We start from the raw sequence: 25,806 nt of genomic DNA on the forward strand, positions 1-25,806 counted from the left end.
CGTGCCGACGCCGCGGCAGCGGCTACGTACACACCGTCATCGTGTGCCAGGCGACCAGGGAGCCGCGCTCTGCAACCCAGCCGACGCGCAGTGAGACGCCGTTTGTCTTGGCTGCCTTCTATTACACCAGCGTGGAACGACGCTTCTCGTCGATCCATTTCGACGCCTGCGCCGGGGTGTAATGCTGCATCCAGTCGAGCATCTGCTCGATATCGGCGCCGTACCACAGGTCGGCGCGTTGGTCCGGATGCAGGAAGCGCTCTTCGACCATGCGGTCGATCATGCCAATCAGTGGTGCGTAAAACCCTTCGATGTCCAGAAACGCGCACGGCTTGTTGCCGATGCCGAGCTGGCGCCAGGTCAGCATTTCGAAGATCTCTTCCATGGTACCGAAGCCGCCGGGCAGGGCCACGAACGCATCCGACAGCTCGAACATGCGCATCTTGCGCTCATGCATGGAGCCGACGATTTCCAGCGTGGTCAACCCACGGTGCGCCACTTCCCAATCGGCCAGCTGCTGCGGAATCACCCCGGTCACTTCACCGCCGGCCGCCAGCACCGCATTGGCCACGGTGCCCATCAAGCCAACGTTGCCGCCGCCATACACCAGGCGCAAGCCCTGCTTGGCGATGCGATCGCCCAACGCAATGGCGCGCTCGGCATAGGCGGGTTTGTTGCCGGCATTGGAGCCGCAGTAGACGCAGATGCTTTTCATGGGATTCGGGATTGGGGAGTAGGGATTCGTAAAAGCGGGGGCGCGCCGCGTCGATGTCATCTGGAAAGCCGTGGAATGCACGTTGCACGACTGTTCTGACTGGGCCTGAAAAACTTAACGCCGGAATCTACCCGGCGTTATGTCATGGCTGGGAATAGTCAGAGGCGGGAACCGCAGTTGCGAATCCCAACTCCCGAATCCCAAATCCCGGCCTCAGTTAGCCTTATGAATCGCGCGCTTGCTCACCGCCATGGCGGCATCGTGGATCGCTTCGGACAGCGTCGGATGCGCGTGGCAGATGCGCGCCAGGTCGTCGGCCGAACCGTTGAACTCCATGGTCAGCACGCCTTCGTGCACCAGCTCGGACACGCCCACGCCCACCAAGTGCATGCCCAGCACGCGGTCGGTTTCGGCATCGGCGATGACCTTGACGAAGCCGGCTGGCTCGCCCATGGCCACCGCGCGGCCGATCGCTGCGAACGGGAAGCTGCCGGCCTTGTAGGCGACGCCTTCGGCCTTCAACTGCTGCTCGGTCTTGCCGACCCAGGCGATTTCCGGCTCGGTGTAGATGACCCACGGAATGGTGTCGAAGTTGACGTGACCCGGCAGGCCGGCAATCAGCTCCGCCACCGCGATGCCTTCCTCGAAGCCCTTGTGCGCCAGCATCGGGCCGCGCACGCAGTCACCGATCGCCCACACGCCATCCACGCCGGTGTGGCAATGCCCATCGACCTCGATCTGGCCGCGGTCGGTGACCTTGACGCCCGTGCCTTCGGCCAGCAGGTTCTTGGTGGCGGCCTTGCGGCCCACGGCCACCAGCAACTTGTCCACGGTCAGGGTCTGCTCGCCGGCCGCGTCGGTGTAGCTGAGCACCACCTGCTTGGCATCGCCACTGCCGGTGATCTCGGTCTTGCTGACCTTGGCGCCCAGCTTGATGTCCAGACCCTGCTTCTTGAATTCCTTCAGCGCGGTCTTGGCAACCTCGGCATCGGCCAGCGCCAGGAAGTCCGGCAGCGCCTCGAGGATGGTGACCTCGGCGCCCAGGCGCTTCCACACGCTGCCCAGCTCCAGACCGATCACGCCGGCGCCGATGACCGCCAGACGCTTGGGAACGGCGGTGAAATCCAGGCCGCCGACGTTGTCGACGATGGTGTCGCCGTCGAACTTGGCGAACGGCAGTTCGATCGACTCCGAACCGGCCGCCAGGATCACGTTGGTGCCCTTGAGTTCGATCTCGCCGCCTTCGTGCTGGGTCACCTTGACGATGTTGCCCGGCAGCAACTGGCCGAAGCCGTAGTACGGAGTGATCTTGTTGGCCTTGAACAGCATCGCGATGCCGCCGGTGAACTGCTTCACGATCTTGTCCTTGCGGCCGATCATGGTGGGCACGTCCATCTTGGCGTCGTTGAAGCTGATGCCGTGGTCGCCGAACAGGTGCCCCATGTTCCAGAACTGGCGCGAGGAATCCAGCAGCGCCTTGGACGGAATGCAGCCCACGCGCAGGCAGGTGCCGCCCAGCGCCGGCTTGCCGTCCTTGCCCAATGCCGCGTCGATGCAGGCGACCTTCATGCCCAGCTGCGCCGCACGGATGGCGGCGTGATAACCGGCCGGACCGGCACCGATGACGACGACGTCGAATTGTTCTTGTTCGCTCATTCTTCGCTCACGAGATTAGGAATTGGGGATTGGGGATTCGCAAAACGCAGGATGCTCGAGACCGGGATGCTTTCGCCATCCCGAATCCCGAATCACCAATCCCGGCTTTCATCACAGACCGAACAGCATGCGGCCCGGGTTTTCCAGCTGATTCTTGATGTCGACCAGGAACTGCACCGAATCCTTGCCGTCGATGATGCGGTGGTCATAGGACAGCGCCAGGTACATCATCGGGGCGATCACGACCTGGCCGTTCTCGGCGATCGGACGTTCCTTGATCGCGTGCATGCCCAGGATGGCGCTCTGCGGCGGGTTGATGATCGGCGTGGACAGCAGCGAGCCGAAGGTGCCGCCGTTGGTGATGGTGAAGGTGCCACCCTGAAGGTCGTCCAGGCCCAGCTTGCCGGCGCGCGCCTTGGCGGCGTAGTCGGCAATGCCTTGCTCGACATCGGCGAACGACTGGCGCTCGACGTTACGCAGCACCGGCGTGACCAGGCCCTTGTCGGTCGACACCGCGATCGAGATGTCGCTGTAGCCGTGATAGATGATGTCGTCGCCGTCGATCGAGGCGTTGACCAGCGGGAAGCGCTGCAGCGCGTTGGCGGCGGCCTTGACGAAGAAGCTCATGAAACCGAGCTTGATGCCGTGTGCCTTCTGGAACTCGTCCTGCAGTTCCTTGCGTGCGGCCGACACCTTGGCGAGGTTGACCTCGTTGAAGGTGGTCAGCATCGCGGTGGAGTTCTTGGACTCCATCAGGCGCTTGGCAATGGTCTTGCGCACGCGGGTCATCGGCACGCGCTCTTCCGGACGGGCGCCCGAGGCCTTGCCGACGCCGCCGGCCTTGGCGAAGTTGACGATGTCTTCCTTGGTGACCGCGCCACGACGGCCGGTGCCTTCGACCTGCGACGGGTCCACGCCCTGGGTGATTGCGGAGAAACGCGCACCCGGCGGCAGCGCATCGGCAGCCGACTTGGACGCAGCAGCAGGCGCGGCGGCGGCAGCCGGTGCCGGAGCGGCGGCCGGCGCAGCAGCGGCAGGCGCCGGTGCATCGGCCTTCTTCTCTTCAGCCGGTGCAGCGGCAGCCACGGCGCCTTCTTCGATGATCGCCAGAATCTGGTTGCTGGTGACCGTGCTGCCGGTGTCGAACTTGATTTCCTTCAGTACGCCGTCGACCGGCGAAGGAACTTCCAACACGACCTTGTCGGTTTCCAGGTCGACCAGATTCTCGTCGCGCTTGACCGCTTCGCCGGCCTTCTTGTGCCAGCTGGCGATGGTGGCGTCGGAAACGGATTCGGGCAGTACCGGAACTTTGACTTCGGTGGCCATTCGGGGAGCGTCCTAGGGTTTTCGTTCTTTGGGGAAGAGGAGTTATTCAGCGACTTGGTCGTTGAACGGGTTGAGCAGCGCATCGGCGACCAGCTTCTGCTGCTCGATGATGTGGTCGGCCATGTGGCCGGCGGCAGGCGAGGGCGAACGGGCACGGCCGGCGTAATGCAGGCTCTGACCGCCGGCCAGGCAGAAGTTGAGGTGGTGGCGGATCTGGTACCACGCACCCTGGTTCTGCGGCTCTTCCTGGCACCACACCACATCGGTGGCGTTGCCGTAGGCCTTGAGCTCGGCCGCCAGCTGCGCGCGCGGGAACGGATACAGCTGTTCGATGCGCACGATGGCAACGTCGTCCTGGCCGCGCTTGGTCTGGTCTTCGAGCAGGTCGTAATAGACCTTGCCCGAGCACAGCACCACGCGCTTGACCTTGGCCGCGTCGGCCTTGGCGTCCGGGATCAGATGCTGGAACTGACCGTCGGCCAGTTCTTCCAGGCTCGACACCGCCAGCTTGTGGCGCAGCAACGATTTGGGCGTCATCACCACCAGCGGCTTGCGGGTGGTCATGCGCATCTGGCGGCGGATCATGTGGAAGCACTGCGCCGGCGTGGTCGGTACGCAGACCAGCATGTTCTCCAGCGCGCACAGCTGCAGGAAGCGCTCCAGACGTGCGGAGCTGTGTTCCGGGCCCTGGCCTTCGTAGCCGTGCGGCAGGAACAGCGAGAGGCCCGCGATGCGGCCCCACTTGGCTTCGCCGGCGGCGATGAACTGGTCGATCACCACCTGCGCGCCGTTGGCGAAGTCGCCGAACTGCGCTTCCCAGATGCACAGTGCATTCGGGTCGGTGGTGGAGTAGCCGTATTCGAAGCCCATCACCGCTTCTTCGCTCAGCAACGAGTCGATGACGGTGGCGTCTTCCGGGTTCTGCACCAGCTGGCGCAGCGGCAGATAGTAGTCGTCGGTCTTCTGGTCATGCAGGATCGCGTGACGGTGGAAGAACGTGCCGCGGCCGGCGTCCTGGCCAACCAGACGCAGCTTGTGGCCTTCGGCCAGCAGCGTGGCGTAGGCCAGGTTTTCGGCAAAGCCCCAGTCGCCGGGCTGATCGCCGGCAGCCATCTTGACGCGATCTTCGTAGATCTTCGCCACGCGGGCGTGCAGTTCGACGCCTTCCGGGATGGTGGTGATCAGCTTGGCCAGACGGTCCAGCTGGTCGCGCTTGACGCGCGTGTCCACCGGATCGGCAGCGGTTCCGACCAGGTACTTGGACCAATCGATGGCGAATTCGTCCGGCTTGCGCTTGGCCAGTTCGGTGGTGTATTCGCCCGAATCCAGCTTGTTGCGGTAGCCGTCCACCAGTGCCTTGGCCTCGTCGGCGCTCAGCACGCCTTCGCTTTCCAGCTTGGCGGCATACAGCTCGCGGGTGGTCTTGTGCTTGCGGATGGTCTGGTACATCACCGGCTGGGTCGCTGCCGGTTCGTCGGCTTCGTTATGGCCCCAACGGCGGTAGCACACCAGATCGATGACCACGTCCTTCTTGAACTGCTGGCGGAACTCGTAGGCCAGCTTGGACACGAACATCACCGCGTCCGGGTCGTCGCCGTTCACGTGGAAGACCGGCGCGCCGATCATCTTGGCCACGTCGGTGCAGTACAGCGTGGAACGGGCGTCGTCGCGGGTGCTGGTGGTGAAGCCGATCTGGTTGTTGACCACGATGTGCACGGTGCCGCCGACCGCGAAACCGCGCGCCTGCGACATCTGGAACAGCTCCATCACCACGCCCTGGCCGGCGAATGCGGCATCGCCGTGGATCAGGATCGGCAACACGCTCTTGCGCTCGGCATCGCCGAAACGCTCCTGGCGCGAACGCACGCTGCCGACCACGACCGGGTCGACGATTTCCAGGTGCGAGGGGTTGAAGGCCAGCGCCAGGTGCACCTGCTTGTCCGTGCCAACGGCAATGTCGGCCGAGAAGCCCATGTGGTACTTGACGTCGCCGGTGTGCGCGCGGTCGTCATGGGCATGCTCGAACTTGCCTTCGAATTCGTCGAACAGCTTGCGCGGATTCTTGCCCAGCGTATTGACCAGCACGTTGAGGCGGCCGCGGTGGGCCATGCCGATCACGATGTCCTTGACCTGATCGTTGCCGGACTGGCGAATGATCTCGTCCATCATCGGGATCAGCGAATCGCCGCCTTCCAGCGAGAAACGCTTCTGACCGACGTACTTGGTGTGCAGGTAGCGCTCCAGGCCTTCGGCAGCGGTGAGCCGCTCCAGGGTGCGCTTGCGGCTGGCCGCATCGCCGGCAATCTTGCCGCCGGCGTCTTCCAGGCGCTTGTAGATCCACTGGCGCTGGTCGAACTCCTGGATGTGCATGAACTCGGCGCCGATGCTGCTGGCGTACGTCGCCTTCAGGCGCGTCAGCAGATCCTTGAGCTTCATCCGCGGCTGGCCACCGACGCCGCCGGTGCTGAATTCGCTGTCCAGATCGGCCTGGGACAGGCTGTGGAACGGCAGGTCCAGGTCGGGCGGGTTGACCGGCGGGACCAGGCCCAGCGGGTCGAGCTGTGCGCCGAGGTGGCCACGGGCGCGGTAGGCGGTGATTAGACGGCCGACATTGCGCTCGCGCTCGTCACTGGCGCCTGCGCCGGTGCCGGCGTTGGCAGCCTGCTTGGAAGCGGTGAGGATGTGGGCGATGGCCGCCGAATGCGGGACGTCACCGGCACCGCGACCTTCGAAACCATCGAAGTAGCTCTTCCACTTCGGATCGACACTGTCCGGGGCGACGAGGTACTGCTCGTACAGATCCTCGATATAGGCGGCGTTGCCGCCGGCGAGCTGCGATGACTGCGCGAACTGCTTTAGGAGATTATCCACGATGGTAAGTCGGGTCTGCTGTGGGGATGATTGTGCGGAAGCGGCAGGGCGAGATGCCCCATCGGTCGGTCTCAAATCTCGAAAAATTATACCCCCTTGCGCTAGTGAGGGGGCGTCTGCAAGCTGACCGGCGGGGTAGACCAATTGCGCGCGCGCCTACGTGCAAGGGGCGCTTTGGGGTCAGATGCCGAGCGCGCGCGGCTCGTTCCAGAGCGCGCTGCGCTCCCATATCTGCGCGAATTCGCGCTCCAACTGGCGGCTGCGCGCTGCGCCCGACAGCCAGGTTTCGCCATCATCGAAGCGATGACCTGTTGGACGAAAGTAGTAGGCGTCGTCGCCGACGACATAGGCCGATGCAAAACTTGCATCGACCGGGTCGCTGACCGCGCGGAACCGGAACACGCTGGGCAGGCGCTGTGCCAGGCGCAGCATCGCGCTGCAGCTGGCCGCGGCGCTGGCGGTGTCCTGCACCAGGACATGTACGCGCTTGTCGTGGCGGGCGGTGGCGAAACGGCGCAGCGCATCCAGCACCGCCGCGTTGTCGAACAGGGGCGGGTCCAGGGCGCGGGTGTAGATGAGCACCTGGCGGCGCGCGGCGCACAGCAGCCCGGTGGTGGCGGCCAGGGCTGCGGTGAAGGTGTCCACTGCCATCGGGCCGTCGAGGCGACGGTGCACGACGGTGCCGGGCGCATCGCGGGCCTGGCCGATGCGCTCGGGTGAAAGGGGAGGCGCGTCGGGCAGAAAGCCCTGGCGCGCGAAGACCGCTTCCGCAGCTGGGGTGGGACATGCGTGCAGGCCGGGCCAGCCGTGCTGCCGTGCCGCGTCGACCGCGGCAGCGAGCAGTTGGTCCGCCACGCCACGGCGGCGCCAGTCGGGCAGAACGCCGAGCCGGTCGAGACGGCGGTCGGCGGTGAGCCGCACCGAGGCGATCAACTGGCCGTCGTCGGTGCGCGCTGCCAGATGCAGGCTGAGTGGGTCCAGTGCATCCCACTCGACACCGCTGGTGTCGCCCGCGGTGTCAGTGGCACAGGCCGGCCGCAGCGCACGCAGCGCCGCGGCGTCGGCGGCCGGGTCCAGCGTGACGATCTGCGGTCTGGCGTGCGCGCTCATGCAGGCTTGGTGGCGTCGTCGCTGTCGTCGGAATCGGTCTCGTCGGCGATCGCGCTGTCGACTTCCTGCTCGGCTTCGGCGGCGTCGCCGGGTTCGACATCGGCCTGCAGCGCCTCTGCCGGGGTGTCGGCAGAGGCGGCAACCTGTTCGACATCGGCGTCGGCATCGATGTCCCCGTCCGCCTCCGGCGCGTCGTCGTCGGCGTCTTGGTCGTCGTGGTCGGCCGACACGCTCAGGGCATGCGCGTGGTCGTCGTCTGCGATGTCGTCCTCGGCATCTTCGTGGGCGCGCTGGTAGTGGCCCTGTGCCAGCAGCTCCAGCACCACCTCGCGGCCACGCGGGGACAACTGCGCGTACAAGGTGCCGTCGATCTCTTCGGCTGCCGCCAGCCGGGACGCATCCTTGGCCGACAGCGCAAACTCCAGGCCGCTGCAGAACAGCGTGGCACCGCGCTTGGCGCGCCGCCAGGCCAGTCGCGACCACGGGTGGCGGTGCAGCAGCACGCCTTCCTCCAGCGCCTGCTCGACCGCTTCGCGCGGGATTGGCTCGGGCGCCGGCACCACGTCGCCGGAGGCGCGGTAGGTGGTCATGAAGCGGCCGAACCAGTCGCCCAGACGGTCGGGGTCGTTCATGCGCAGCGCATTGAGCGCAGCGACCACGCGGTTCATCGCGGTGACGTCGATCTCGTAGGGGTCGGCCGGCACCTTGAGGTCTTGGTCGTGATAGCGCACGGCATCGTCTGCATCGGCAATCAAGGTGTCCAGGTAATCGCCGATCAGCTCGGCCGAGGACGGTGCGCGGGTGCCGATGGAGAAGGTCAGGCAGGCGTCTTCGGCCACGCCGTGGTGCGGGATCAGCGGCGGCAGGTAGAGCATGTCGCCCGGGCCCAGCACCCAATCGTGGGTGGGCTTGAACTCGCGCAGCAGCTTGAGCTCGACATCGTCGCGGAACGCCAGCGGCGTGGCCTTGCGGCCCTGGACGGTGCGCGCATCGATCTGCCAGCGGCGGTGGCCCTGGCCCTGCAGCAGGAACACGTCGTAATGGTCGACGTGCGCGCCCACCGAACCACCGGTGGCGGCGAAGCTGATCATGATGTCGTCGATGCGCCAGCGCGGCAGGAAGCGGAAGTGCTCCAGCAGGGCACGCACGTCGGCGTCCCATTTGTCCACGTCCTGCACCAGCAAGGTCCAGTCATGGTCGGGCAGGCCGGGGAAATCGGTTTCCTGGAACGGGCCGGTGCGCACGTCCCAGCCGTCGGTGGCGCGGTCGTGGCTGATCAGGCGCGCCAGCACGCCGTCTTCGCAGGCCAGCCCGGCCAGGTCTTCCGGCTGCAGCGGCGAGGCGAAATCCGCGAACGCATTGCGGATCAACAGCGGGTGCTTGTGCCAGTAATTGCGCAGGAAACGCTCGACCGGCATGCCCAGCGGCTGTCCCGGACGGGCCTGGACTTCGATGGCAAGTGGGGTCGCTTTACGTACGGCCATGTGGGGTCCTTACACGATGTAGAAGAGAGTGTGGTGCGCGGCATCGGCCGGCGCCAATGGCCTATTGTCGACTGCCCGCGCCGGATGTCCACCTGTGCGGCGCGCAGCGTGCCGGCTCGCGTTCGCCGCTGCAGGGCTGGTCGGCATTTCCGATCGCTTCTTGATGTCGATGGCCTTGCGAGCGGCATGGTGGCGCTATCGGCGCACGCCGATCGCCGCGTGCGCCGATAGCGCACCAGCGCGCATCACATCACCTTGTTGCCGCTGCCACGGTCGTCCAGTACAGGCTTGCTGGATGGGTTGACGGTGTTGTCGTTGCCCGAAAACCGCACCTGTTTCACGGCGCGCGCGAGCACAAGATTCTTGTTGCCCTGGATATCCACGCGATCGACATCGGTGAGATTGAGCGTGTTGTCGTGACCGCTCACGCTGAGCTGGCCAAGTTGCTGGTTGAGCACCGTGAAGTTGCTTCCCTCCAGGCGAATGCTGCGCGCGGTGTCCAGATTCATCGCGCCACGCGAGGCGGTGATGGTGACCGTGCCGCACTCGCCGTGCAGGATCCATTCGCTGTCATTGCGGGTCAGCCGGACATCCTTGCCGGCACAGTCTGCGCCGCTGGCCGGATCGGTCAGCGTGTTAGATACCGCCGACGGGGCCTGCGCGGCGGGGCCATCGCCGCCGCATCCGCTCAGTGCGAGGACGCTTCCCAGCGTCAACAGGGTCAGTGCCGTATGAGTGACGCGCATCGCCGATCTCCTGAAAGTGAGGCCGGCACGATAGCAGTCCGGTTCGGTCACCATGTGCAGGCCCTCGCCGGCCGCCCGTCCGCGTGCGGGGGGCGACGCGTCCCGCCCCGGGCGTCTTGGCCTCGTCATCATTGGCCTTGATCGTGCTGCATCGGCATGTGGTGATGCCGATGCAGCTTCGCCGATGAGGTCCGATGACGTGGCCCGCTTCGCAAGCCCTGCACCGCGTGCGGTTCGGTCTGCTCAGATCGCGCGCGCCAGCTGCTCGGCCAGGCCGGTATAGGCGCCCGGGGTGAGCGCGCGCAGGCGCTGCTTGTCGTCTTCCGGCAGTTGCAGGCTTTCCACGAAAGCTTGCATCGAGGCGGCGGTGATGCCCTGGCCGCGGGTCAGCGCCTTGAGTTGTTCGTAGGGGTTCGGCAGGCCGTGGCGGCGCATGACCGTCTGTACGGCTTCGGCCAGCACTTCCCAGGCCGCATCCAGGTCGGCATCCAGGCGCTCGGGGTTGACGGTGAGCTTGCCCAGGCCCTTGGCCAGCGAATCCAGCGCGACCTGGGTGTGGCCGAACGCGGTGCCGAGTGCGCGTAGCACGGTGGAGTCGGTGAGGTCGCGCTGCCAGCGGCTGATCGGCAACTTGGCGGAAAAGTGCTCGAACAGCGCGTTGGCGATGCCGAGATTGCCCTCGGCATTTTCGAAGTCGATGGGGTTGACCTTGTGCGGCATGGTCGAGGAGCCGACTTCGCCCTCTTTCAGCTTCTGCTTGAAGTAGCCCAGCGAGATATAGCCCCAGATGTCGCGCGCCAGGTCGATCAGGATGGTGTTGGCGCGGCGGCTGGCATCGCCGATTTCGGCCACATTGTCGTGCGGCTCGATCTGGGTGGTGTAGGGATTGAACACCAGCCCCAGGCTTTCCACGAAACGCTGTGCGAACGCTGCCCAGTCCAGGTCCGGGTACGACACCAGGTGCGCGTTGTAGTTGCCGACCGCGCCGTTGATCTTGCCGGTCAGTTCGACCGCGGCGATCTGCTTGCGCTGGCGCTCCAGGCGCGCGACCACATTGGCGATTTCCTTGCCCAGCGTGGTGGGCGAGGCGGTCTGGCCGTGGGTGCGCGAGAGCATCGGCTGGGCGGCCTGGGCGTGGGCGAGGGTGCGCAACGCGGCGGTAATGCCGTCCAGGCTGGGCAGCAGCATCTCGCGGCGGGCCTGCTCCAGCATCAGCCCGTAGCTGAGGTTGTTGATGTCTTCGCTGGTGCAGGCAAAGTGCACGAATTCCAGCGCCGGACCCAGCTCGGCGTCGTCCTTGAGCTGCTCCTTGATGAAGTACTCCACCGCCTTGACGTCATGGTTGGTGGTGCGCTCGATCTCCTTGACCCGCGCGGCATGCGCCACGCTGAAATCGTCGGCCAGGGCGCGCAGGCGCTGCGCGGCAGCCGGCGAGAACGGCGCCAGTTCGGCGATGCCCGGCTCGGCGGCCAGTGCCAGCAGCCATTCGATTTCGACCTTGACCCGCGCCTTGATCAGGCCGTATTCGGAGAAGATCGGGCGCAGCGCATCCACCTTGGAAGCGTAGCGGCCGTCGAGCGGGGACAGGGCGAGCAGGGCGGAATCCGACATGGGCAAGGGCGGCAGCGGTGATGGTGGGGCCAGCATTCTACGCCGCCAGGGCCGCGGGCAGGCCCGCTGCGCTGGAAAGTGGGTTGCCAGGCCCACGCCAGCGTGGGCTGAATGGCGGGCTATCAGCGCGGCAGAGACGCCCGACATGGCGCGAGCTGCACTTTATGGTAGAGCTCCCCGCGCTGTTCCGGCCTGCCATGCGCCCGATCTTCGCTCGTCTCGCCTTCGCGATCTTGCCCGCCGCGCTGCCCGCCACCGCGCAGGATGCCGATTTCGCCGCGCAGGCGGCGGCGCTGTATCGCACCCCGCCAGCGATCGCCAGCTGCCGGGCCGGCGAGTTGCAGCCGGCGCAGCGACAACGCGTGCTGGCGCTGATCAACGATATCCGTCGGCTGCACGGTCTCGACGCGGTCGACGACGACCCGGCGGCCGAGCCCGAGGCCACCCAGGCGGCATTGGTGATTGCCGCCAACGGCCGCCTCAGCCATACGCCGACGCCGGACTGGCGCTGCTATTCCGACAGCGCGGCCAAGGGCGCGCGCCGCAGCCTGATCTATGGCGGGGTCAGCTCGCCGCTGCTGCGTTTTTCCAGCGCCGATGAGATCGTGATCGAGTGGCTGACCGACGCCAACAACGTCAGCGCCGGTGGACTGGGGCACCGGCGCTGGCTGCTGGATCCGTTTCTGCAACGCGTCGCCTTCGGCATGGTGGCCGGCCGCAATGGCGCTGCGTTCAGTAGCGGTGCCGCGCTGCGCTTGGTTCCGACGGTCGGCGTCGCCGCGCGAACGCGCGAGGATTTCGTCGCCTGGCCGATCGGCGAGTACCCGGGCCGGTACTACGCCGACGACGCGTTGTTGTCGTTCACCGCCTTGCCGGACCGCAAGCGCAAGTTCGCCAATCGCGATGTCGACTACGCCGATGCGCAGGTGGAGATCCGTGAGCGCGATGGACGCCAGCTGCAGGTGCGCAACCTGAGCGAGGACCACGAAGGTTTCGGGGTGCCCAACAGCCTGCAATTCCGGGTGCCGCGCTTGCAGCCGGGTGTGATCTACGACGTGACCATCCGCGGGGTGCGGTTCGGTGGACAGTCGCGCGATTACCGTTATTGGTTTCGCATCGGCCAATCGCCTCGCGCGTCCACCGAATGAATCGACGACATCAGCTGGCCGCATCGACGGCTTCGCCCACCGGGCGCACCGTGACCGCCTGGATGCGGTGGCCCGCCATGCGCCGTACGGTCAGCAAGTGGCCATCCAGTTCCAGCGTTTCGCCTTCCTCGGGCAGGCGCTGCAGCTGATACAGGATCAGCCCGCCGACCGAATTGACGTGGTCCGGCGCGCTCAGATCCTGACCGAGCAGGCGTTCCAGGCGGAAGATCGAGGTGCTGCCAGCGACCAGCAGCGAGCCGTCCTGGCCACGGATCGGGGCATCGCGCACCACATGGCGGTGCTCGTCCTCGATGTCGCCGACCACCACTTCCAGCAGGTCTTCCAGGGTGAAAAAGCCCAGGATGCGGCCTTCTTCTTCCACGCACAGCGCCAGATGGGTGGTGCCGGCGCGGAATTGCTCCAGCGCGTTGGGAATCGGCGTTTCCAGGGTCAGCACGGTGGGAGGGCGCAGCAGCGGGCGCAGATCGTCCAGGTTCTGGCCGCGTGCCATCGCCACCAGCAGATCCTTGGTGTGCAGGATGCCCAGCACTTTCTCGCCATCGGCGTCGAACCAGGGGTAGCGGCTGTAGCGCGACTCACTGAATTCGGCCAGCACCGCTTCCAGGGTCATGCCTTCGCGCAGGCTGCGCAGGTGCTCGCGCGGACGCATCAGGTCGCCGGCGACCAGATCCGGCAATTCCAACGCGTGGCTCATCAAGGCCAGCCCCTGGTCGGGCGCTGCGGCGTTCGGGTCCTGGCGGCCGACGATCAGCATCAATTCCTCGCGTGAATAACGATGCGAATGGTGCTCCACTTCGCCCCAGCCGAGCAGGCGCAGAAAGCGGTTGGCGCTGGTATTGAGTACCCAGATGGCCGGGTACATCAGCCAGTAGAAAACGTACAGCGGCGCGGCGGTCCACAACGACATGCGTTCCGGGCGGCGGATCGCCATGGTCTTGGGCGCCAGTTCGCCCAGCACGATGTGCAGGAACGAAATCAGGCTGAAGGCGATTGCCAGCGCGGTGAATTGTGCCGCTTCCGGCGACAGGCCCAGCGTATCGAACAGCGGTTGCAGCAGATGTGCGAACGCCGGCTCGCCGACCCAGCCCAATCCGAGCGAGGCCAGGGTGATCCCGAGCTGGCAGGCCGACAGATACGCATCCAGATGGGCGTGCACCCCGAGCAGCAAGCGCCCACGCCAGCCGTTGGTTTGCGCCAGGCCCACCGCTTGCGTGTGCCGCAGCTTGACCAGCGCGAATTCGGCGGCGACAAAGAACCCATTCAACAGCACCAGCAACAGCGCGACCAACAGGAGCAAGACGTTACCTAACATGTCCGCCTCCATGCGCTGCAGGAGCGGTACATCTGCGTGCTAGCGCATGTGCGGTGGAGGTGCGGGGTATCCCGGCAACAGATGTGGCGTTTGCGTTTCTACAGTCAGGCTCGTCGCCCATGGCGGCTTGGCATCTCGTCATGATCAGCAGGCAGTCTAGCCGACAGCGTACGACGACATCGTCGCAACGCGGCGAGCGAGTATCGTAGACGGCCTCGCCAGCGTGGGTACGCCCGCCGCCAGCCATCGATCACCACAAATCAGCAATGTGCGGAGAGTGCAGATGAGCGAACGTTTCAGGACCGAACACGACAGCATGGGCGAACTGCAGGTGCCCGCCGATGCGCTGTGGGGCGCGCAGACCCAGCGCGCGGTGCAGAATTTCCCGGTGTCCGGGCAGCCGATGCCGCGTGGTTTCATTCGCGCGCTGGGCTTGATCAAGGCCGCGGCAGCCGGCGTCAATGCCGAGCTTGGATTGTTGCCCAAGGCGATCGGCAAGACCGTGCAGGCCGCCGCGTTGCAAGTGGCCGAGGGTCGCTTCGATGCGCAGTTTCCCATCGATGTGTACCAGACCGGTTCGGGCACCTCGTCCAACATGAATGCCAATGAGGTGATTGCCACCTTGGCCACGCGTGCCGGCAAGGATGCGGTGCATCCCAACGACCACGTCAATCTCGGCCAGAGTTCCAACGATGTGGTGCCCACCGCCATTCGCGTGTCGGCATTGCTGGCTGTGCAGGAACATCTGCAACCGGCGCTCAAGCATTTACGCAAGACCATCGACAAGCGCGCCAAATCGCTGGACAAGATCGTCAAGACCGGTCGCACGCATTTGATGGATGCGATGCCGCTCACCTTTGGGCAGGAGTTCGGCGCCTGGTCGGCGCAGCTGAGTTCGGCGCAGGAGCGTATCGACGACGCGCTCAAACGCCTGCGACGCTTGCCGCTGGGCGGTACGGCGATCGGGACCGGCATCAATGCTGACCCGCGCTTCGGTGGCAAGGTGGCCAAGGCCTTGTCCAGCCTGAGCGGAGCCAGGTTCGAGAGCGCGGAAAACAAGTTCGAAGGCCTCGCCGCGCAGGACGATGCGGTGGAGCTGTCCGGTCAGCTCAACGCGTTGGCGGTGGCGCTGATCAAGATCGCAAACGACTTGCGCTGGATGAATGCCGGCCCGCTGGCGGGACTGGGCGAAATCGAACTGCCGGCGCTGCAGCCTGGCAGCTCGATCATGCCGGGCAAGGTCAATCCGGTGATTCCCGAAGCCACCGTGATGGCGTGCGCGCAGGTGATCGGCCACCACACTGCCATCACCATCGCCGGGCAAACCGGCAACTTCCAGTTGAACGTGACCTTGCCGCTGATCGCCTACAACCTGCTGGATTCGATCAACTTGCTGGGCAACGTTTCGCGTCTGTTGGCCGACACGGCCATTGCCGGGCTGAAGGTGCGTCAGGAGCGCGTCCGCGAGGCGCTGGACCGCAACCCCATTCTGGTGACGGCATTGAATCCGATCATCGGCTACGAAAAAGCCGCGGCCATCGCCAAGCGTGCCTACAAGGAGCAGCGGCCGGTACTTGATGTGGCCAAGGAAGACAGCGGGCTCGGCGAAGCGGAACTGCGGCGATTGCTCGACCCGGCAGCCTTGACGCGTGGCGGTATCCAGGCCGGCGGCGGTGGCGGGGGCTGATCACCGCAGTGCATATGGAGGAGCGCACCTGTGCGCGATGAGGCGTGATCGGTAACTGCTCATCGCGCGCAAGCGCGTTCCTGCGGGTCTGTTGCTGCTTCTGGCCGCTTGGCTGACGTGCGCTGGGCGTCAATGCCGCTCGGCTTGCACGTTACTAAAACTCTCGCGATACGGCTGCAGCGACGGAATTTCATCCAGCAATTCCCCACTGAGCGTCTGGATCTGCGGCGTGGCGGTCAGCTTGATCGACTTGTATTCCGGATCCGGGCCGGCCTCGTTCACCGCCTGCTGACGCAACATCTGCAGGTGGCCGAACAGCAACTGCAGCTTGGCGCGTGAGGCTTCTTTCTGAGGCAGCGCGATGTCGTCGATCTTGAGCGTGCCTTCGGGGGTGATTTCGGCATTGGCAGCCGGCGGGCGGCGGATCATCACCGACTGCGTGGTGACCGCAACGCGCGGCTTGCCGCGTTCGGCGCGGCGAGACGACTGGTCGCCGCAGGCAGCAAGCGTGCACAGCAGAAGCGCCATGCAGAGCATCACGAACTTGTTCATGGGGTCGATGGAGTGAGGGAAGCGCATTAGTGTAATCCCGCTCCGGTCTGCGGATCGGCAAAGCGGCCGTCCGGTGCCTGCCAAAATGTCGCAGGGCGTCGATGCGTTTGGTTACCGTGCACGCATCGCCGGTTCGAAGCGCGTTCCGGCCCGCCGATCAGCGATGGCACGCGCTATGCGAACAGCTGCGCAGGCGGTGCGATACGCAGTTGCTGAGCGTTGCGGATGGAAGCGCTGCCACCTGCCTGCGAACGGTCGTCAACCAGGCGTGTGGCGCACCGGCGTCGCAGTGGACGATCGGCACATGCCGCGCCGCGCACCGACGACGCCCGCCCAGCGGTGCGCGTCGTCGGTCTGTCGGGCCATCTACTTGCGGCAATCGTCGATGTCGTGCTGCGTCAGGGTCGAGTACGGCGCAAAGGCCGGCACCAGGTGCGCGGCTGCATCCTGTGCGGTGCGCAGCGTGGCCAGCTGATCGCAGATCTGCAGGGCCTTGTGCTTGAAGGTGTCTGCCTCGGCCTCGATCTTGTCGCCGATCCGATCTGAGTTGCCGCTGAGCACGCCCTTGATCGCTTCGCCTGCCGCATGTGCGCCGAACGCCGCGCCCTGGGTGCCGATGTCGATGCCCTTCTTGGCCACGCCTTGCACCTGCGCGTAGTAACTGCGCATCGCCTGGCGTTGCGCATCATTCAAGTCCACCGGCTTGCCGTCGATGCTGAGCGCGCCATCGACACCGATGGTGGCGGCCGGCAAGCCGTCGCGCTTGAGCGTCAGGCTCTTGCCGGTAAAGGTCACGCCGGCACCATTGGCCTGGCCGGAGACGTTGACGGTGGGTTCGGACTTGCCGCAACCCGCCAGCAATACGCTCATCACTACCGCCGAAACAAGCAATTTCATCAGCAATTCCCCCACATCCTGAAAGAAGTCGTCGTCATTTGTCTGTCGGTACCCGGGTGCTGCCGGAGACCTCGCTCACATCGATATCGCCGCTGCCCTTGTGCGCCACGCTCAGATCGCCACGCACCTTGCGGACATTCAACGCGCCGGAAGCGACCGACTCCACGTTGACATTGCCTTGCACATCGCGGATATCGACATCGCCCGAGCCGATCGTGCCGATCTTGATGTTGCCTGCGACGCCGTGCAGCTTGATCTCGCCGGACTGCACTTTCGCCACCTCTGCCGCACCGTGCACCTCACGCGCCTTGAGGTCGCCCGAGCCCACTGCCAGCACGCGCAGCGCGCCCAGATCTTCCAGCTCGACATCGCCGGAACCCACCTTGGCGGTCACGCGGCCCTTGGTGTGACGAATGGTCATGTCGCCCGAACCCACGTCGGCGCTCACTGCGGCGGCCCCGTTGATCTGCGCATCGCCGGAACCCACGTCAAATTGCACCAGCATCGTGTTGGGCACGCTGCCGCGCAGGTCCAGGTAGGAATAGCTGTTGCCGAAGGAAAACCGGCGGTCATCGTTCAAGCTCACCACCAGCTTGTCGCCGATGCGCTTCTGGGTCACGGTCAGGCTCTTGAGCAATTCGACCCTGGCAGCACAGGCGCGCCCGCCCAGTTTCCCGCCGCCGCCGGGCGAGGCGTCCAGATGCAGGTCGTTGGAAGCGACCTCGAACAGGACCGACTTCACGCCGGTCAGTTGCAGGTCCAGGCTACGTGGTTCGGAGAACTTGCACTGCTCCTCTGCCGCTGCAACACCGGGCAATGCGAGCAGGATGGCCAGGCTCAGGGTCAGGCGCATGGGAGGTCCCTCAGGCTTCGGAGCGCCGACGGCGCAGGTAGATGGAAGCGGCGATCAAGGCGATACCGACGGCTGCGCCAATCCAGATATCCGCGCTGCCATAGACGCGCGTGCTGTCGGTGTGCTGCAGGGCCCATTGCACCAGGTCGCTGGGGCTTTGCAGGGTGCTGCTGTCCAGGTTCCCGCTGACGGCAAGTGGCGACCAGGTGCCGGGCAGGGCGCTGAGCAGGCCACGGTAGCCGACGATGTACCAGATCCAGCCGATCGGCAGCGACACGCCCGGCATCGCCGAGAGAATGCTCAGCATCACGCAGGCCAGCAGCGGAAACAGCACCGCCCACAGGAACGGCTTGCTGTTGGCCCAGGCCGAGCAGAACATCAGCCAGCCCACGGTCGGCAGCGCCCATAGCAGGCTCATCGGCACGGTCTTGAGCAACAGCCACAGCAGCGAGAACGGGTGCGAATGGGTCGCCAGCGCCCAGGGGCTGGGCACGCCGGCAATCAGGGCGCCAACGATGGCGATCAGCCACAGCGCCATGCCGACCGCCGCACCGATCGCGATGGAGATCAGCGGCGCCAGCAGCAACGCCCAGGCAGCCTTGGACAACACGGTCTGCACGTCCGACACCGGCAACGATTTCCAGAACAGCACGCTGCGGTCGCGGCGATCGTCGTACAGGCTGCCGAGTGCGTAGAAAAACACCACGAATGCCAGCACCACCGAGGCGATGCCGATGCCGCCCAGCAGCAGGCCGTCGCCGACCTGGCCCAGCGTGCGCGTGTATTCGGCCAGATCGTCCATGGTGATGCTGTCGCCGACCATGTTGCGGCGGGCGCTGATCGCACCGATCACCGCGCCCAGCAGCGCGAAGAACACCGCGATGCCGCCGGTGATGAACTGCGCCCACACGAAGCCGCCACGGTGCTCCCAATATTCGCGTTTGAGCAGCCAGGCGAAGGTGCGTGCGGGTGATGCTTGGTTGGTCACTGCATTCATGCGTAGGTCCCCTTCATGACCGCAACGAACAGGTCGGCTAGGCCGGGATTGCGGGTTTCGCCAAAACGGGCGAGCTGCTCTTTCGGCGCGCCATCGAACAACATCACGGTCTTGCCGAACGGCAGGCCGCGCTCGTCGATCGGCTTCAGGGAGCGCGCTGCATCCAGCTGGTCGGCACCGACCAGGACTTCGGTGTAGCGCTCGGAGATGCTTTCCATGTCGGCGGTGAGCACGATGCGGCCGTCGCGGATGAACATCACATCGGTGAGGATGTGCTCGATCTCTTCGACCTGGTGGGTGGTGACGATGATGGTCTTCTGCTCGTCGAAGTAATCCTCCAGCAGGCGCTGGTAGAACTGCTTGCGGTAGAGGATGTCCAGGCCCAGGGTTGGTTCGTCCAGCACCAGGATGCGTGCGTCGATGGCCATCACCAGCGCCAGATGCAGCTGCACGATCATGCCCTTGGACAACTCGCGCACCCGCGATTTGCGGTTGAGCTGGGTATTGGCCAGGAAGCGCTCGCACTTGGCGCGATCAAAACGCGGATGCACGCCGGCGACGAAGTCGATCGCTTCGCCGACCCGCAGCCAGCGCGGCAGCACCGCCACGTCGGCAATGAAGCAGACCTCGTTCATCAGCGCATTGCGCTGGGTGCGCGGATCCATGCCCAATACCTGCAACTCGCCGGCGAAATCGGTCAGCCCCAGCACCGCCTTGAGCGCAGTGGTCTTGCCGGCGCCGTTGGGGCCGATCAGTCCAATAATGCGGCCGGCGGCAATGGTGAAGCTGGTGTTGTCCAGCGCGAGCCGATGCTTGTAGGCCTTGCGCAGGCCACGTGCGTCGACCACATGGTCGGAGGAGACGGCGGTCATGGTGTTTTTCCCTGTGGCAACAGATCGTCGATGGACAGTCCCAGGCGCTGGATCCTTTCCAGCACGGCGGGCCATTCTTCATTCAAGAAACGCTCGCGTTCGCTGCCACGCAGCTTCTGTGCGGCCTCCGGGGTCATGAACATGCCCAGGCCGCGGCGTTTCTCCACCAGGTTCTCGTCGGCCAGTTCCTGGTAGGCGCGCGAGACGGTGATGGGGTTGAGTTGGTAATCGGCCGCCACCTGGCGCACCGAGGGCAGGGCATCGCCGGGCTTGAGAATTCCATCGAGCATCATGGCAATCACCCGTTCCTTGAGTTGGCGGTAGATGGGAGCGCCGTCGCTCCACTGAATGTCGTTCATGATCAGCTCCGTGGGCGCAGGGCCTGCGCGAAGGAGAAATAGGGCATCGACAGCGAGGCGCGCACATGCCGGCCAGGCCGGGAACGCGCTTCGGGGGGAGTTGTCGCGTTTTCCGTAACCGCCTCCGACACGCCATAATCGGCGTCGGACTCCGTCACCTGACTGGAAGCGGCTCCCAGGCAACCAATGGCAAACAGGGTGCTGCCGAACAGCAACAGCGGAACTGGTCGCGTCAAGCGTGTGCTGTTCATGCTTTCCCCTGCGTTGGGTGACTGGTGTTGTATTCAACTATAACACCGGCACGCAGGCAGTCAACTGTTTGTCATCCCCAACTGATGGCACCCCTTATCGGTGCGCCGCCTCAACTTCGAAGGGCATTGCTCATGTTGCTCAATCGTCTGCTAGCTCTTGTATTGACTGGCTTTTTTGCAACATCCGCGTTCGCTGCCGGCACTCCGGTACTGGATGTGGAATACCGGCCGCTGGCCGGCAAGACGCCAATCAACCTGAATCGTACCTACGGCGGCAAGGTCGTCATGGTGGTCAACACCGCCAGCAAGTGCGGTTTCACCCCACAGTACGAAGGGCTGGAAGCGCTCAACCAGCGCTTCGGCAGCCGCGGCTTCACCGTGCTGGGTTTTCCATCCAACGATTTCCAGGGACAGGAGCCGGGATCGGAGAAGCAGATCCAGGAATTCTGCACGCTGACCTATGGGGTGAAGTTCCCGATGTTCGAAAAGGTCCATGTGCTGGGTGCGCAGGCAACGCCGCTGTATCAGCGCCTGACCCAGGCCACTGGCGTGGCGCCGGGCTGGAACTTCCACAAGTATCTGATCAGTCGCGATGGCCGGGTGGTTGCGCAGTTCCCCAGCAAGATCAAACCCGACGATCCGAGCGTGCTGGCAGCAATCGAACGCGAGCTCAAGGCACCGGCGCACTGAGCGCTCGCATCGCCGCGCGCGCATGCGACAATGCGCATTCAGCGCCATCGGTGGCGTGTCTTTTCACTTTTGGGAAGTGCATCGAATGAAGATGGGAAAGCGCGGCGCGGCGGCGTCGTTACTGATGGTGGCAATGTCGGCATCGATGCCGGCGATGTCGCAGCAACCGGCCGCAGCGGCCACCAAGGAGAAGCCAGCTTTGAATGCATCGTCTGACAAGAGCACGCGCGAGGACGTGAGCTACGCCATCGGTATGGACGTGGCACGTTCGTTCGAGCCGATTGCTCAGGACATCGATGTGAACGCGATGCAACGCGCCATCGAAAATGCATTCAAGGGCGGCAAGCCGCTGTTGTCGGATGAGCAGACCCAGGCCACCGACACCGCGTTGCGTACCGCGCTCGCTGCCCGCAACGGCCAGCAGGTGCCAGGCATGGCGCCGGGCGCCGCGCCGGCCGCCCCGTCCAAGGAAAATGTCGGCCTGATGCTCGGCGATCGTGCGGTTGGTCCGTCGCTGGCCGGCATCAAGGACGAGATCGATCTGTCGATCCTGATGGAAGCGGTGCGTACCGTGTTCGCCAAGGGCACCACGCGTCTGACCCAGCAGGAAGCCGCAGCCACCATGCAGGCATTCGCCTCTGCCAAGCAGGGTGCCGCCGCTGCCAACAATCGCAAGCAAGGCAATGAGTTCCTTGCCAAGAACAAGACCGAGAAGGGCGTGATCACCACCGCGTCCGGCCTGCAGTACATGGTGTTGCGCCAGGGCAGCGGCGAGCGCCCGATGCGGACCAGCAAGGTGCGTGTGAACTACGAAGGCAAGCTGCTCAACGGGCAGGTCTTCGACAGTTCCTACCAGCGCGGCCAGCCGGCGGAGTTCGGTCTGGATCAAGTCATCCCCGGTTGGACCGAGGGCGTCGCGTTGATGCCGGTCGGTTCGAAATACCGTTTCTGGATTCCATCCAACCTGGCCTATGGCCCGAACGGCACGCAAGGCGGGCCGATCGGACCTGACGCAACGTTGACGTTCGATGTCGAGCTGATGGGTATCCTTCCCTGATCTTCCGCGGCAGGCATTCCATTCCATGCGCGTTGCGATCTTCGGCACCGGCTACGTGGGTCTTGTGACCGGTGCCTGCCTGGCCGAAGTGGGGCACCAGGTCGTCTGCGTGGATATCGATCAAGCCAAGCTTGATGCCCTCAATCGCGGGCTGATTCCGATCTATGAGCCCGGCCTGGAGCCGATGGTGAAGGCCAACCATGCCGCCGGCCGGTTGCGCTTCACCAGCGATGCGGCTGCAGCCATCGCGCATGGCGAGATCACCTTCATTGCCGTCGGCACGCCGGCTGACCAGGACGGGAGTGCCGACCTGCAATACGTGCTGGCAGTTGCGCGCACGGTGGGCCGGCATATCGACGGCCCGGCGATCGTGGTCAACAAGTCCACCGTGCCGGTCGGCACGGCCGACATCGTGCGCGTGGCGATCCAGGAAGAACTGGCCGCGCGCGGGGTTGCGCACGAGGTCGATGTCGTCTCCAACCCCGAATTCCTCAAGGAAGGCGACGCGGTGGCCGACTGCATGCGCCCGGACCGCATCGTGATTGGTGCCAAGAAGCCGGCGGCCATTGCGCGCATGCGGCGGCTGTACGCACCGTTCAACCGCAATCGCGATCGCATCGTGGAAATGGACGTGCGGTCGGCCGAGCTGACCAAGTACGCGGCCAACGCGATGCTGGCGACCAAGATCAGTTTCATGAACGAGATTGCCACCATTGCCGAGCGTGTCGGTGCCGACGTCGAGCACGTGCGCAACGGCATCGGTTCGGATCCGCGTATTGGCTGGCACTTCATCTATCCCGGCGCCGGCTACGGCGGCTCGTGCTTCCCGAAGGACGTGCAGGCATTGGCCAAGACAGCCGAGCAGTACGGCATGCGGCCGACCCTGCTCGAGGCAGTGGAAAGCGTCAATAACGCGCAAAAGGGCCATCTGTTCGAATTGGTGCAGCGGCATTACGGTGCCGAGGGCACCGGCAGTGTGGCCGGCAAGACCTTCGCGGTGTGGGGTCTGGCGTTCAAGCCCAATACCGACGACATGCGTGCTGCGTCCAGCCGTCGCCTGATGGAACAGTTGTGGGAAGCCGGTGCCACCGTGCGCGCCTACGACCCTGAAGCCACTCGCGAAGCCAGGCGCATCTTCGGCGAGCGCGATGATCTGGCGTATTGCGACGATGCCTTTTCTGCACTGGAAGGTGCCGACGCCCTGGTCGTGGTCACCGAGTGGAAGCAGTTCCGCAGCCCGGACTTCGGCAAGATCAAGCAGGCCTTGAAGGACGATGTCGTCTTCGACGGCCGCAACCTTTACGACCCGCAGGAGATCGAAGCCGCAGGTCTGGCGTACTACGCCATTGGACGAGGCCGTTCGTTATATGCATGAGCAACTCCCGCTGCACGACCGCGCGCTGGAAGCGCGGTTGATCGAATTGGAAACGCGCCTGTCCTTTCAGGAGCAGGCGCTCAACGAACTGAGTGAAGCACTTGCAGACGCCCGTTTGACGGGTGCACGCAACGCCGAACTGATCCGCCACCTGCTCGAGGATCTGGGCAAGGTGCGCTCCACATTGTTTGCCGATGCAGCGGACGAACCGCCGCCTCCGCACTATTGATTGCAGATTGCCGCCGCCATGAGCGATACCTTACGTGACCAGTTGCTTGGGTTGGGCTTCAAGTCCGCGCCCAAGCCCGAACGCAAACCCGACGCACGGCCTGCAGCGCGTGCACATGGCAATGGCGGCAAGCCAGCACCCGGAGGGAATCGGCCGGGCCAGGGCAGGGGACCGCAGCGGCCGCATGCCGCCGCGGCAACCGACGGCAATGGCGAACGCAAACCCGCTGGCAGGCCCGAGCGTCGGCATGACGGCAAGCCCGGCGCAGCGCCGCGTCCGCAGCATGCCGCTGCAGACCGTCGCGGCCCCAGGCCGGCACGCACGCGCGAAGATATCGATCTGGCCAAGGCCTATGCGATTCGTGCGCAGCGCGAGAAGGACGAGCGCATCGAAGCCGAGCGAGTGAAGCAGGAAGAAGCACGCCTGCGTCACGAAGCCAAGGCCAAGCTCGAAGCGCTGGTGAAGGACAAGGGTTTGAATGATGCCGCTGCGGATATCGCCCGGCATTTTCCGTATGGCGGCAAGATCAAGCGCATTTACGTCACCGCCGATCAGCTCAAGGCGCTCAACGCCGGCGAGCTGGGTGTGCTGCAACTCAACGGACGCTATTTGCTGGTGACTGCCGAGCTGCTTGCCGAAGCCGAGGCGGTGTTCGCCCCATCGGTCGCCTTGAAGGTGGACCCGAACGCACCAGCGGGCGACGACCCGTACGCTGATCCGAAGTATCAGGTGCCCGACGACCTGGTCTGGTAGAACGCCCGATGCGTGGTGTGTGTTGTACATGGGCACCTGCGGGTGCCCATTTTCATTGCGTTTTCCGCAGGCAATAGGCGCGTAGCCACCGCGCAAGCCAGAGGGCGGCCATCGGATTGTCTGGCGCAGAATGCGGGTTGGTTGCTTGATCATGGTGCTTCATGCAAGGCCATCGGGGCTCACCCCGACCGCTGGCGCGGGAGACAGCACGCAGCGCGACGCTATACAAGCCGGTCACGGGTGGCGCGGCACCATGCGCGCCGTTACGTGTCGATGCAGGCCGGCGCCTTTGCCGTGCCCTCGTCCCTGCTCGGTTGCTCCGTCCTGCCAATGGTGCTGCATATGTCCCTGTCGTCGAAATTCCTGAAATCCAACGTCGTGGCAGCCGTCGACAGTCGTGCCCTCAGTCGCGTGCCGGTGCAGGCGCCGCGCCGAACGGCGTCGGCCTTGGTGATGCTTGCGCTGTGCGTGGCTAGCGGGCACGCCGCCGCGCAGGCAGACGATGCGCCGGCGTTCGACCGGCCAGGCATTCCATTCGCTGCGGAGGCGTTGCAGCCAGGTGCGTTTGCCTGGGAGCAGGGCTTGCCGGATGCAAGTACCGACCGCAGCGACGGGCAGCGCACGACCCAATACACCGCCGACACGCTGCTGCGTCTGGGGTTGTTCCAGAATGTCGAACTGCAACTCGGGAGCGACAGCTACAACTGGCAGCATGGTGGTGGCATGCGGGTACGTGGCGGCGGGGATAGCAGTGTCGGATTGAAGGTGGCCTTGCCATCGCGTTCGGAGAGCTTTCATTGGGCTGCGCTGGGCACTTACAGCATCCCGACCGGCAGCCCGGCCTTCAGCGACGGCTACTCGCGCGAACTCGGTGTGACTGCATCCTGGGATCTGGCGCAGCAGCGTGCCATCGCGTTGTACGTCAATTACGCGCGCGATGACGACGGGCACACCTGGACCTTCGCGCCCAATTACACGTTTTTTTCCGGCGACCATTTCAGCAGCTATGTGGAAGCGGGCGTGGACACCGGCAGCGCGCATTCGCGCGTGGCCGGCGCGGGTGGCGCCTGGCAGCTGCCGCATGCGATGCAGCTGGATGTGTCGGTGTTGCGGGGACTGACCTCGGAAAGCCCGGATTGGCAAGGTGGCATCGGGCTATCGATCGCGTTTGAGTGACTGGTGCGAACCGCCGCTGTCGGATCACTGGCCAGTCGGTGCGTTGCCTTGGGCCTTG

Annotated in this window: 25 protein-coding genes; 9 read left to right on the forward strand and 16 right to left on the reverse strand. The window is 65.1% G+C overall.

Annotated elements, in window-relative coordinates:
* Positions 1–121 precede the first annotated feature (121 nt).
* The 8 genes from LN450_RS06335 to purB all read right to left on the reverse strand — a co-directional run bounded on the left by LN450_RS06335 (position 122) and on the right by purB (position 11,519).
* Complete coding sequence (locus LN450_RS06335) at positions 122–715, reverse strand: LOG family protein (RefSeq protein ID WP_008572002.1); 594 nt, start codon at positions 713–715, stop codon at positions 122–124.
* A 213-nt stretch (positions 716–928) separates the two neighbouring features.
* Positions 929–2,371: a dihydrolipoyl dehydrogenase gene (gene lpdA / locus LN450_RS06340; protein ID WP_008572001.1), complete on the reverse strand. Its 1,443-nt coding sequence runs from the start codon at positions 2,369–2,371 to the stop codon at positions 929–931.
* 111 nt (positions 2,372–2,482) lie between these two features.
* A complete protein-coding gene (gene sucB, locus LN450_RS06345) occupies positions 2,483–3,697 on the reverse strand; it encodes a dihydrolipoyllysine-residue succinyltransferase (RefSeq protein WP_011346966.1) in 1,215 nt (404 codons plus the stop codon).
* 42 nt (positions 3,698–3,739) lie between these two features.
* Positions 3,740–6,568 carry a 2-oxoglutarate dehydrogenase E1 component gene (locus tag LN450_RS06350; protein ID WP_008571999.1) on the reverse strand — a complete coding sequence of 943 codons (2,829 nt, stop codon included), beginning with the start codon at positions 6,566–6,568 and terminating at the stop codon, positions 3,740–3,742.
* A gap of 180 nt (positions 6,569–6,748) precedes the next feature.
* Positions 6,749–7,678, reverse strand: a complete 930-nt coding sequence (locus tag LN450_RS06355) for a GNAT family N-acetyltransferase (protein ID WP_011346968.1) — start codon at positions 7,676–7,678, stop codon at positions 6,749–6,751.
* Positions 7,675–9,162, reverse strand: coding sequence for a ribosomal protein uL16 3-hydroxylase (locus LN450_RS06360; protein ID WP_011346969.1), 1,488 nt, complete (start codon positions 9,160–9,162; stop codon positions 7,675–7,677). Before LN450_RS06360 ends, LN450_RS06355 begins: the two co-directional genes overlap by 4 nt.
* 245 nt (positions 9,163–9,407) lie before the next feature.
* On the reverse strand, positions 9,408–9,908 hold the full coding sequence (locus tag LN450_RS06365; protein WP_011346970.1) for a DUF3060 domain-containing protein: 501 nt from the start codon (positions 9,906–9,908) through the stop codon (positions 9,408–9,410).
* A gap of 243 nt (positions 9,909–10,151) precedes the next feature.
* Positions 10,152–11,519, reverse strand: coding sequence for an adenylosuccinate lyase (gene purB, locus LN450_RS06370; RefSeq protein WP_011346971.1), 1,368 nt, complete (start codon positions 11,517–11,519; stop codon positions 10,152–10,154).
* Between the two features lie 164 nt (positions 11,520–11,683).
* Between purB and LN450_RS06375 the strand changes: the two genes are divergently transcribed.
* On the forward strand, positions 11,684–12,667 hold the full coding sequence (locus LN450_RS06375) for a CAP domain-containing protein (RefSeq protein WP_041855041.1): 984 nt from the start codon (positions 11,684–11,686) through the stop codon (positions 12,665–12,667).
* Positions 12,668–12,677: 10 nt separating this feature from the next.
* Here LN450_RS06375 and LN450_RS06380 read toward each other — a convergent pair whose 3' ends face one another.
* Complete coding sequence (locus tag LN450_RS06380; protein WP_011346973.1) at positions 12,678–14,000, reverse strand: hemolysin family protein; 1,323 nt, start codon at positions 13,998–14,000, stop codon at positions 12,678–12,680.
* Positions 14,001–14,283: 283 nt separating this feature from the next.
* On the opposite strand from LN450_RS06380, the gene LN450_RS06385 reads away from it, so the two are divergent.
* Complete coding sequence (locus LN450_RS06385) at positions 14,284–15,687, forward strand: class II fumarate hydratase (RefSeq protein WP_011346974.1); 1,404 nt, start codon at positions 14,284–14,286, stop codon at positions 15,685–15,687.
* A 129-nt stretch (positions 15,688–15,816) separates the two neighbouring features.
* On the opposite strand, the gene LN450_RS06390 is transcribed toward LN450_RS06385, so the two are convergent.
* From LN450_RS06390 to LN450_RS06420, 7 genes are all read right to left on the reverse strand, one after another.
* Positions 15,817–16,239, reverse strand: a complete 423-nt coding sequence (locus tag LN450_RS06390) for a hypothetical protein (protein ID WP_039416416.1) — start codon at positions 16,237–16,239, stop codon at positions 15,817–15,819.
* A gap of 366 nt (positions 16,240–16,605) precedes the next feature.
* Positions 16,606–17,136, reverse strand: a complete 531-nt coding sequence (locus LN450_RS06395; protein ID WP_011346976.1) for a DUF2884 family protein — start codon at positions 17,134–17,136, stop codon at positions 16,606–16,608.
* 34 nt (positions 17,137–17,170) lie between these two features.
* Positions 17,171–17,989, reverse strand: a complete 819-nt coding sequence (locus LN450_RS06400; RefSeq protein ID WP_011346977.1) for a DUF4097 family beta strand repeat-containing protein — start codon at positions 17,987–17,989, stop codon at positions 17,171–17,173.
* A 10-nt stretch (positions 17,990–17,999) separates the two neighbouring features.
* Positions 18,000–18,986 (reverse strand): hypothetical protein, encoded by a 987-nt coding sequence (locus tag LN450_RS06405; protein WP_011346978.1) that lies wholly within the window; start codon positions 18,984–18,986, stop codon positions 18,000–18,002.
* Positions 18,983–19,858, reverse strand: coding sequence for an ABC transporter ATP-binding protein (locus tag LN450_RS06410; protein WP_008578099.1), 876 nt, complete (start codon positions 19,856–19,858; stop codon positions 18,983–18,985). Before LN450_RS06410 ends, LN450_RS06405 begins: the two co-directional genes overlap by 4 nt.
* Positions 19,855–20,217 carry a GntR family transcriptional regulator gene (locus LN450_RS06415; RefSeq protein ID WP_003483692.1) on the reverse strand — a complete coding sequence of 121 codons (363 nt, stop codon included), beginning with the start codon at positions 20,215–20,217 and terminating at the stop codon, positions 19,855–19,857. The genes LN450_RS06410 and LN450_RS06415 overlap by 4 nt, the downstream gene beginning before the upstream one ends.
* Positions 20,218–20,219: 2 nt before the next feature.
* Complete coding sequence (locus LN450_RS06420) at positions 20,220–20,468, reverse strand: hypothetical protein (RefSeq protein ID WP_074038585.1); 249 nt, start codon at positions 20,466–20,468, stop codon at positions 20,220–20,222.
* A gap of 132 nt (positions 20,469–20,600) precedes the next feature.
* Between LN450_RS06420 and LN450_RS06425 the strand changes: the two genes are divergently transcribed.
* From LN450_RS06425 to LN450_RS06455, 7 genes are all read left to right on the forward strand, one after another.
* On the forward strand, positions 20,601–21,158 hold the full coding sequence (locus LN450_RS06425) for a glutathione peroxidase (RefSeq protein ID WP_011346979.1): 558 nt from the start codon (positions 20,601–20,603) through the stop codon (positions 21,156–21,158).
* Between the two features lie 30 nt (positions 21,159–21,188).
* Entirely contained in the window at positions 21,189–21,374 is a 186-nt protein-coding gene (locus LN450_RS06430) for a hypothetical protein (protein ID WP_223866235.1), read from the forward strand.
* Complete coding sequence (locus LN450_RS06435; protein WP_223866234.1) at positions 21,292–22,215, forward strand: FKBP-type peptidyl-prolyl cis-trans isomerase N-terminal domain-containing protein; 924 nt, start codon at positions 21,292–21,294, stop codon at positions 22,213–22,215. The genes LN450_RS06430 and LN450_RS06435 overlap by 83 nt, the downstream gene beginning before the upstream one ends.
* Before the next feature lie 25 nt (positions 22,216–22,240).
* Complete coding sequence (locus LN450_RS06440) at positions 22,241–23,590, forward strand: UDP-glucose dehydrogenase family protein (RefSeq protein WP_008576522.1); 1,350 nt, start codon at positions 22,241–22,243, stop codon at positions 23,588–23,590.
* Positions 23,583–23,819 (forward strand): SlyX family protein, encoded by a 237-nt coding sequence (locus LN450_RS06445; RefSeq protein ID WP_008576524.1) that lies wholly within the window; start codon positions 23,583–23,585, stop codon positions 23,817–23,819. The genes LN450_RS06440 and LN450_RS06445 overlap by 8 nt, the downstream gene beginning before the upstream one ends.
* 18 nt (positions 23,820–23,837) lie before the next feature.
* Positions 23,838–24,572, forward strand: coding sequence for a DUF2058 domain-containing protein (locus LN450_RS06450; RefSeq protein ID WP_011346980.1), 735 nt, complete (start codon positions 23,838–23,840; stop codon positions 24,570–24,572).
* A gap of 330 nt (positions 24,573–24,902) precedes the next feature.
* Positions 24,903–25,748, forward strand: coding sequence for a transporter (locus LN450_RS06455; protein WP_014089818.1), 846 nt, complete (start codon positions 24,903–24,905; stop codon positions 25,746–25,748).
* Positions 25,749–25,806 lie beyond the last annotated feature (58 nt).

Source organism: Xanthomonas euvesicatoria pv. euvesicatoria, from assembly GCF_020880415.1.
Taxonomy (GTDB): domain Bacteria; phylum Pseudomonadota; class Gammaproteobacteria; order Xanthomonadales; family Xanthomonadaceae; genus Xanthomonas; species Xanthomonas euvesicatoria.

What these genes read in the sequence shown, in the direction of transcription:
- LN450_RS06335 (WP_008572002.1), bottom strand. Translation starts at nt 715, where the DNA reads ATGAAAAGCATCTGCGTCTACTGCGGCTCCAATGCCGGCAACAAACCC.
- lpdA (WP_008572001.1), bottom strand. Translation starts at nt 2,371, where the DNA reads ATGAGCGAACAAGAACAATTCGACGTCGTCGTCATCGGTGCCGGTCCG.
- sucB (WP_011346966.1), bottom strand. Translation starts at nt 3,697, where the DNA reads ATGGCCACCGAAGTCAAAGTTCCGGTACTGCCCGAATCCGTTTCCGAC.
- LN450_RS06355 (WP_011346968.1), bottom strand. Translation starts at nt 7,678, where the DNA reads ATGAGCGCGCACGCCAGACCGCAGATCGTCACGCTGGACCCGGCCGCC.
- LN450_RS06360 (WP_011346969.1), bottom strand. Translation starts at nt 9,162, where the DNA reads ATGGCCGTACGTAAAGCGACCCCACTTGCCATCGAAGTCCAGGCCCGT.
- LN450_RS06365 (WP_011346970.1), bottom strand. Translation starts at nt 9,908, where the DNA reads ATGCGCGTCACTCATACGGCACTGACCCTGTTGACGCTGGGAAGCGTC.
- purB (WP_011346971.1), bottom strand. Translation starts at nt 11,519, where the DNA reads ATGTCGGATTCCGCCCTGCTCGCCCTGTCCCCGCTCGACGGCCGCTAC.
- LN450_RS06375 (WP_041855041.1), top strand. Translation starts at nt 11,684, where the DNA reads ATGGTAGAGCTCCCCGCGCTGTTCCGGCCTGCCATGCGCCCGATCTTC.
- LN450_RS06380 (WP_011346973.1), bottom strand. Translation starts at nt 14,000, where the DNA reads ATGTTAGGTAACGTCTTGCTCCTGTTGGTCGCGCTGTTGCTGGTGCTG.
- LN450_RS06385 (WP_011346974.1), top strand. Translation starts at nt 14,284, where the DNA reads ATGAGCGAACGTTTCAGGACCGAACACGACAGCATGGGCGAACTGCAG.
- LN450_RS06390 (WP_039416416.1), bottom strand. Translation starts at nt 16,239, where the DNA reads ATGAACAAGTTCGTGATGCTCTGCATGGCGCTTCTGCTGTGCACGCTT.
- LN450_RS06395 (WP_011346976.1), bottom strand. Translation starts at nt 17,136, where the DNA reads ATGAAATTGCTTGTTTCGGCGGTAGTGATGAGCGTATTGCTGGCGGGT.
- LN450_RS06400 (WP_011346977.1), bottom strand. Translation starts at nt 17,989, where the DNA reads ATGCGCCTGACCCTGAGCCTGGCCATCCTGCTCGCATTGCCCGGTGTT.
- LN450_RS06405 (WP_011346978.1), bottom strand. Translation starts at nt 18,986, where the DNA reads ATGAATGCAGTGACCAACCAAGCATCACCCGCACGCACCTTCGCCTGG.
- LN450_RS06410 (WP_008578099.1), bottom strand. Translation starts at nt 19,858, where the DNA reads ATGACCGCCGTCTCCTCCGACCATGTGGTCGACGCACGTGGCCTGCGC.
- LN450_RS06415 (WP_003483692.1), bottom strand. Translation starts at nt 20,217, where the DNA reads ATGAACGACATTCAGTGGAGCGACGGCGCTCCCATCTACCGCCAACTC.
- LN450_RS06420 (WP_074038585.1), bottom strand. Translation starts at nt 20,468, where the DNA reads ATGAACAGCACACGCTTGACGCGACCAGTTCCGCTGTTGCTGTTCGGC.
- LN450_RS06425 (WP_011346979.1), top strand. Translation starts at nt 20,601, where the DNA reads ATGTTGCTCAATCGTCTGCTAGCTCTTGTATTGACTGGCTTTTTTGCA.
- LN450_RS06430 (WP_223866235.1), top strand. Translation starts at nt 21,189, where the DNA reads ATGCGCATTCAGCGCCATCGGTGGCGTGTCTTTTCACTTTTGGGAAGT.
- LN450_RS06435 (WP_223866234.1), top strand. Translation starts at nt 21,292, where the DNA reads ATGTCGGCATCGATGCCGGCGATGTCGCAGCAACCGGCCGCAGCGGCC.
- LN450_RS06440 (WP_008576522.1), top strand. Translation starts at nt 22,241, where the DNA reads ATGCGCGTTGCGATCTTCGGCACCGGCTACGTGGGTCTTGTGACCGGT.
- LN450_RS06445 (WP_008576524.1), top strand. Translation starts at nt 23,583, where the DNA reads ATGCATGAGCAACTCCCGCTGCACGACCGCGCGCTGGAAGCGCGGTTG.
- LN450_RS06450 (WP_011346980.1), top strand. Translation starts at nt 23,838, where the DNA reads ATGAGCGATACCTTACGTGACCAGTTGCTTGGGTTGGGCTTCAAGTCC.
- LN450_RS06455 (WP_014089818.1), top strand. Translation starts at nt 24,903, where the DNA reads ATGGTGCTGCATATGTCCCTGTCGTCGAAATTCCTGAAATCCAACGTC.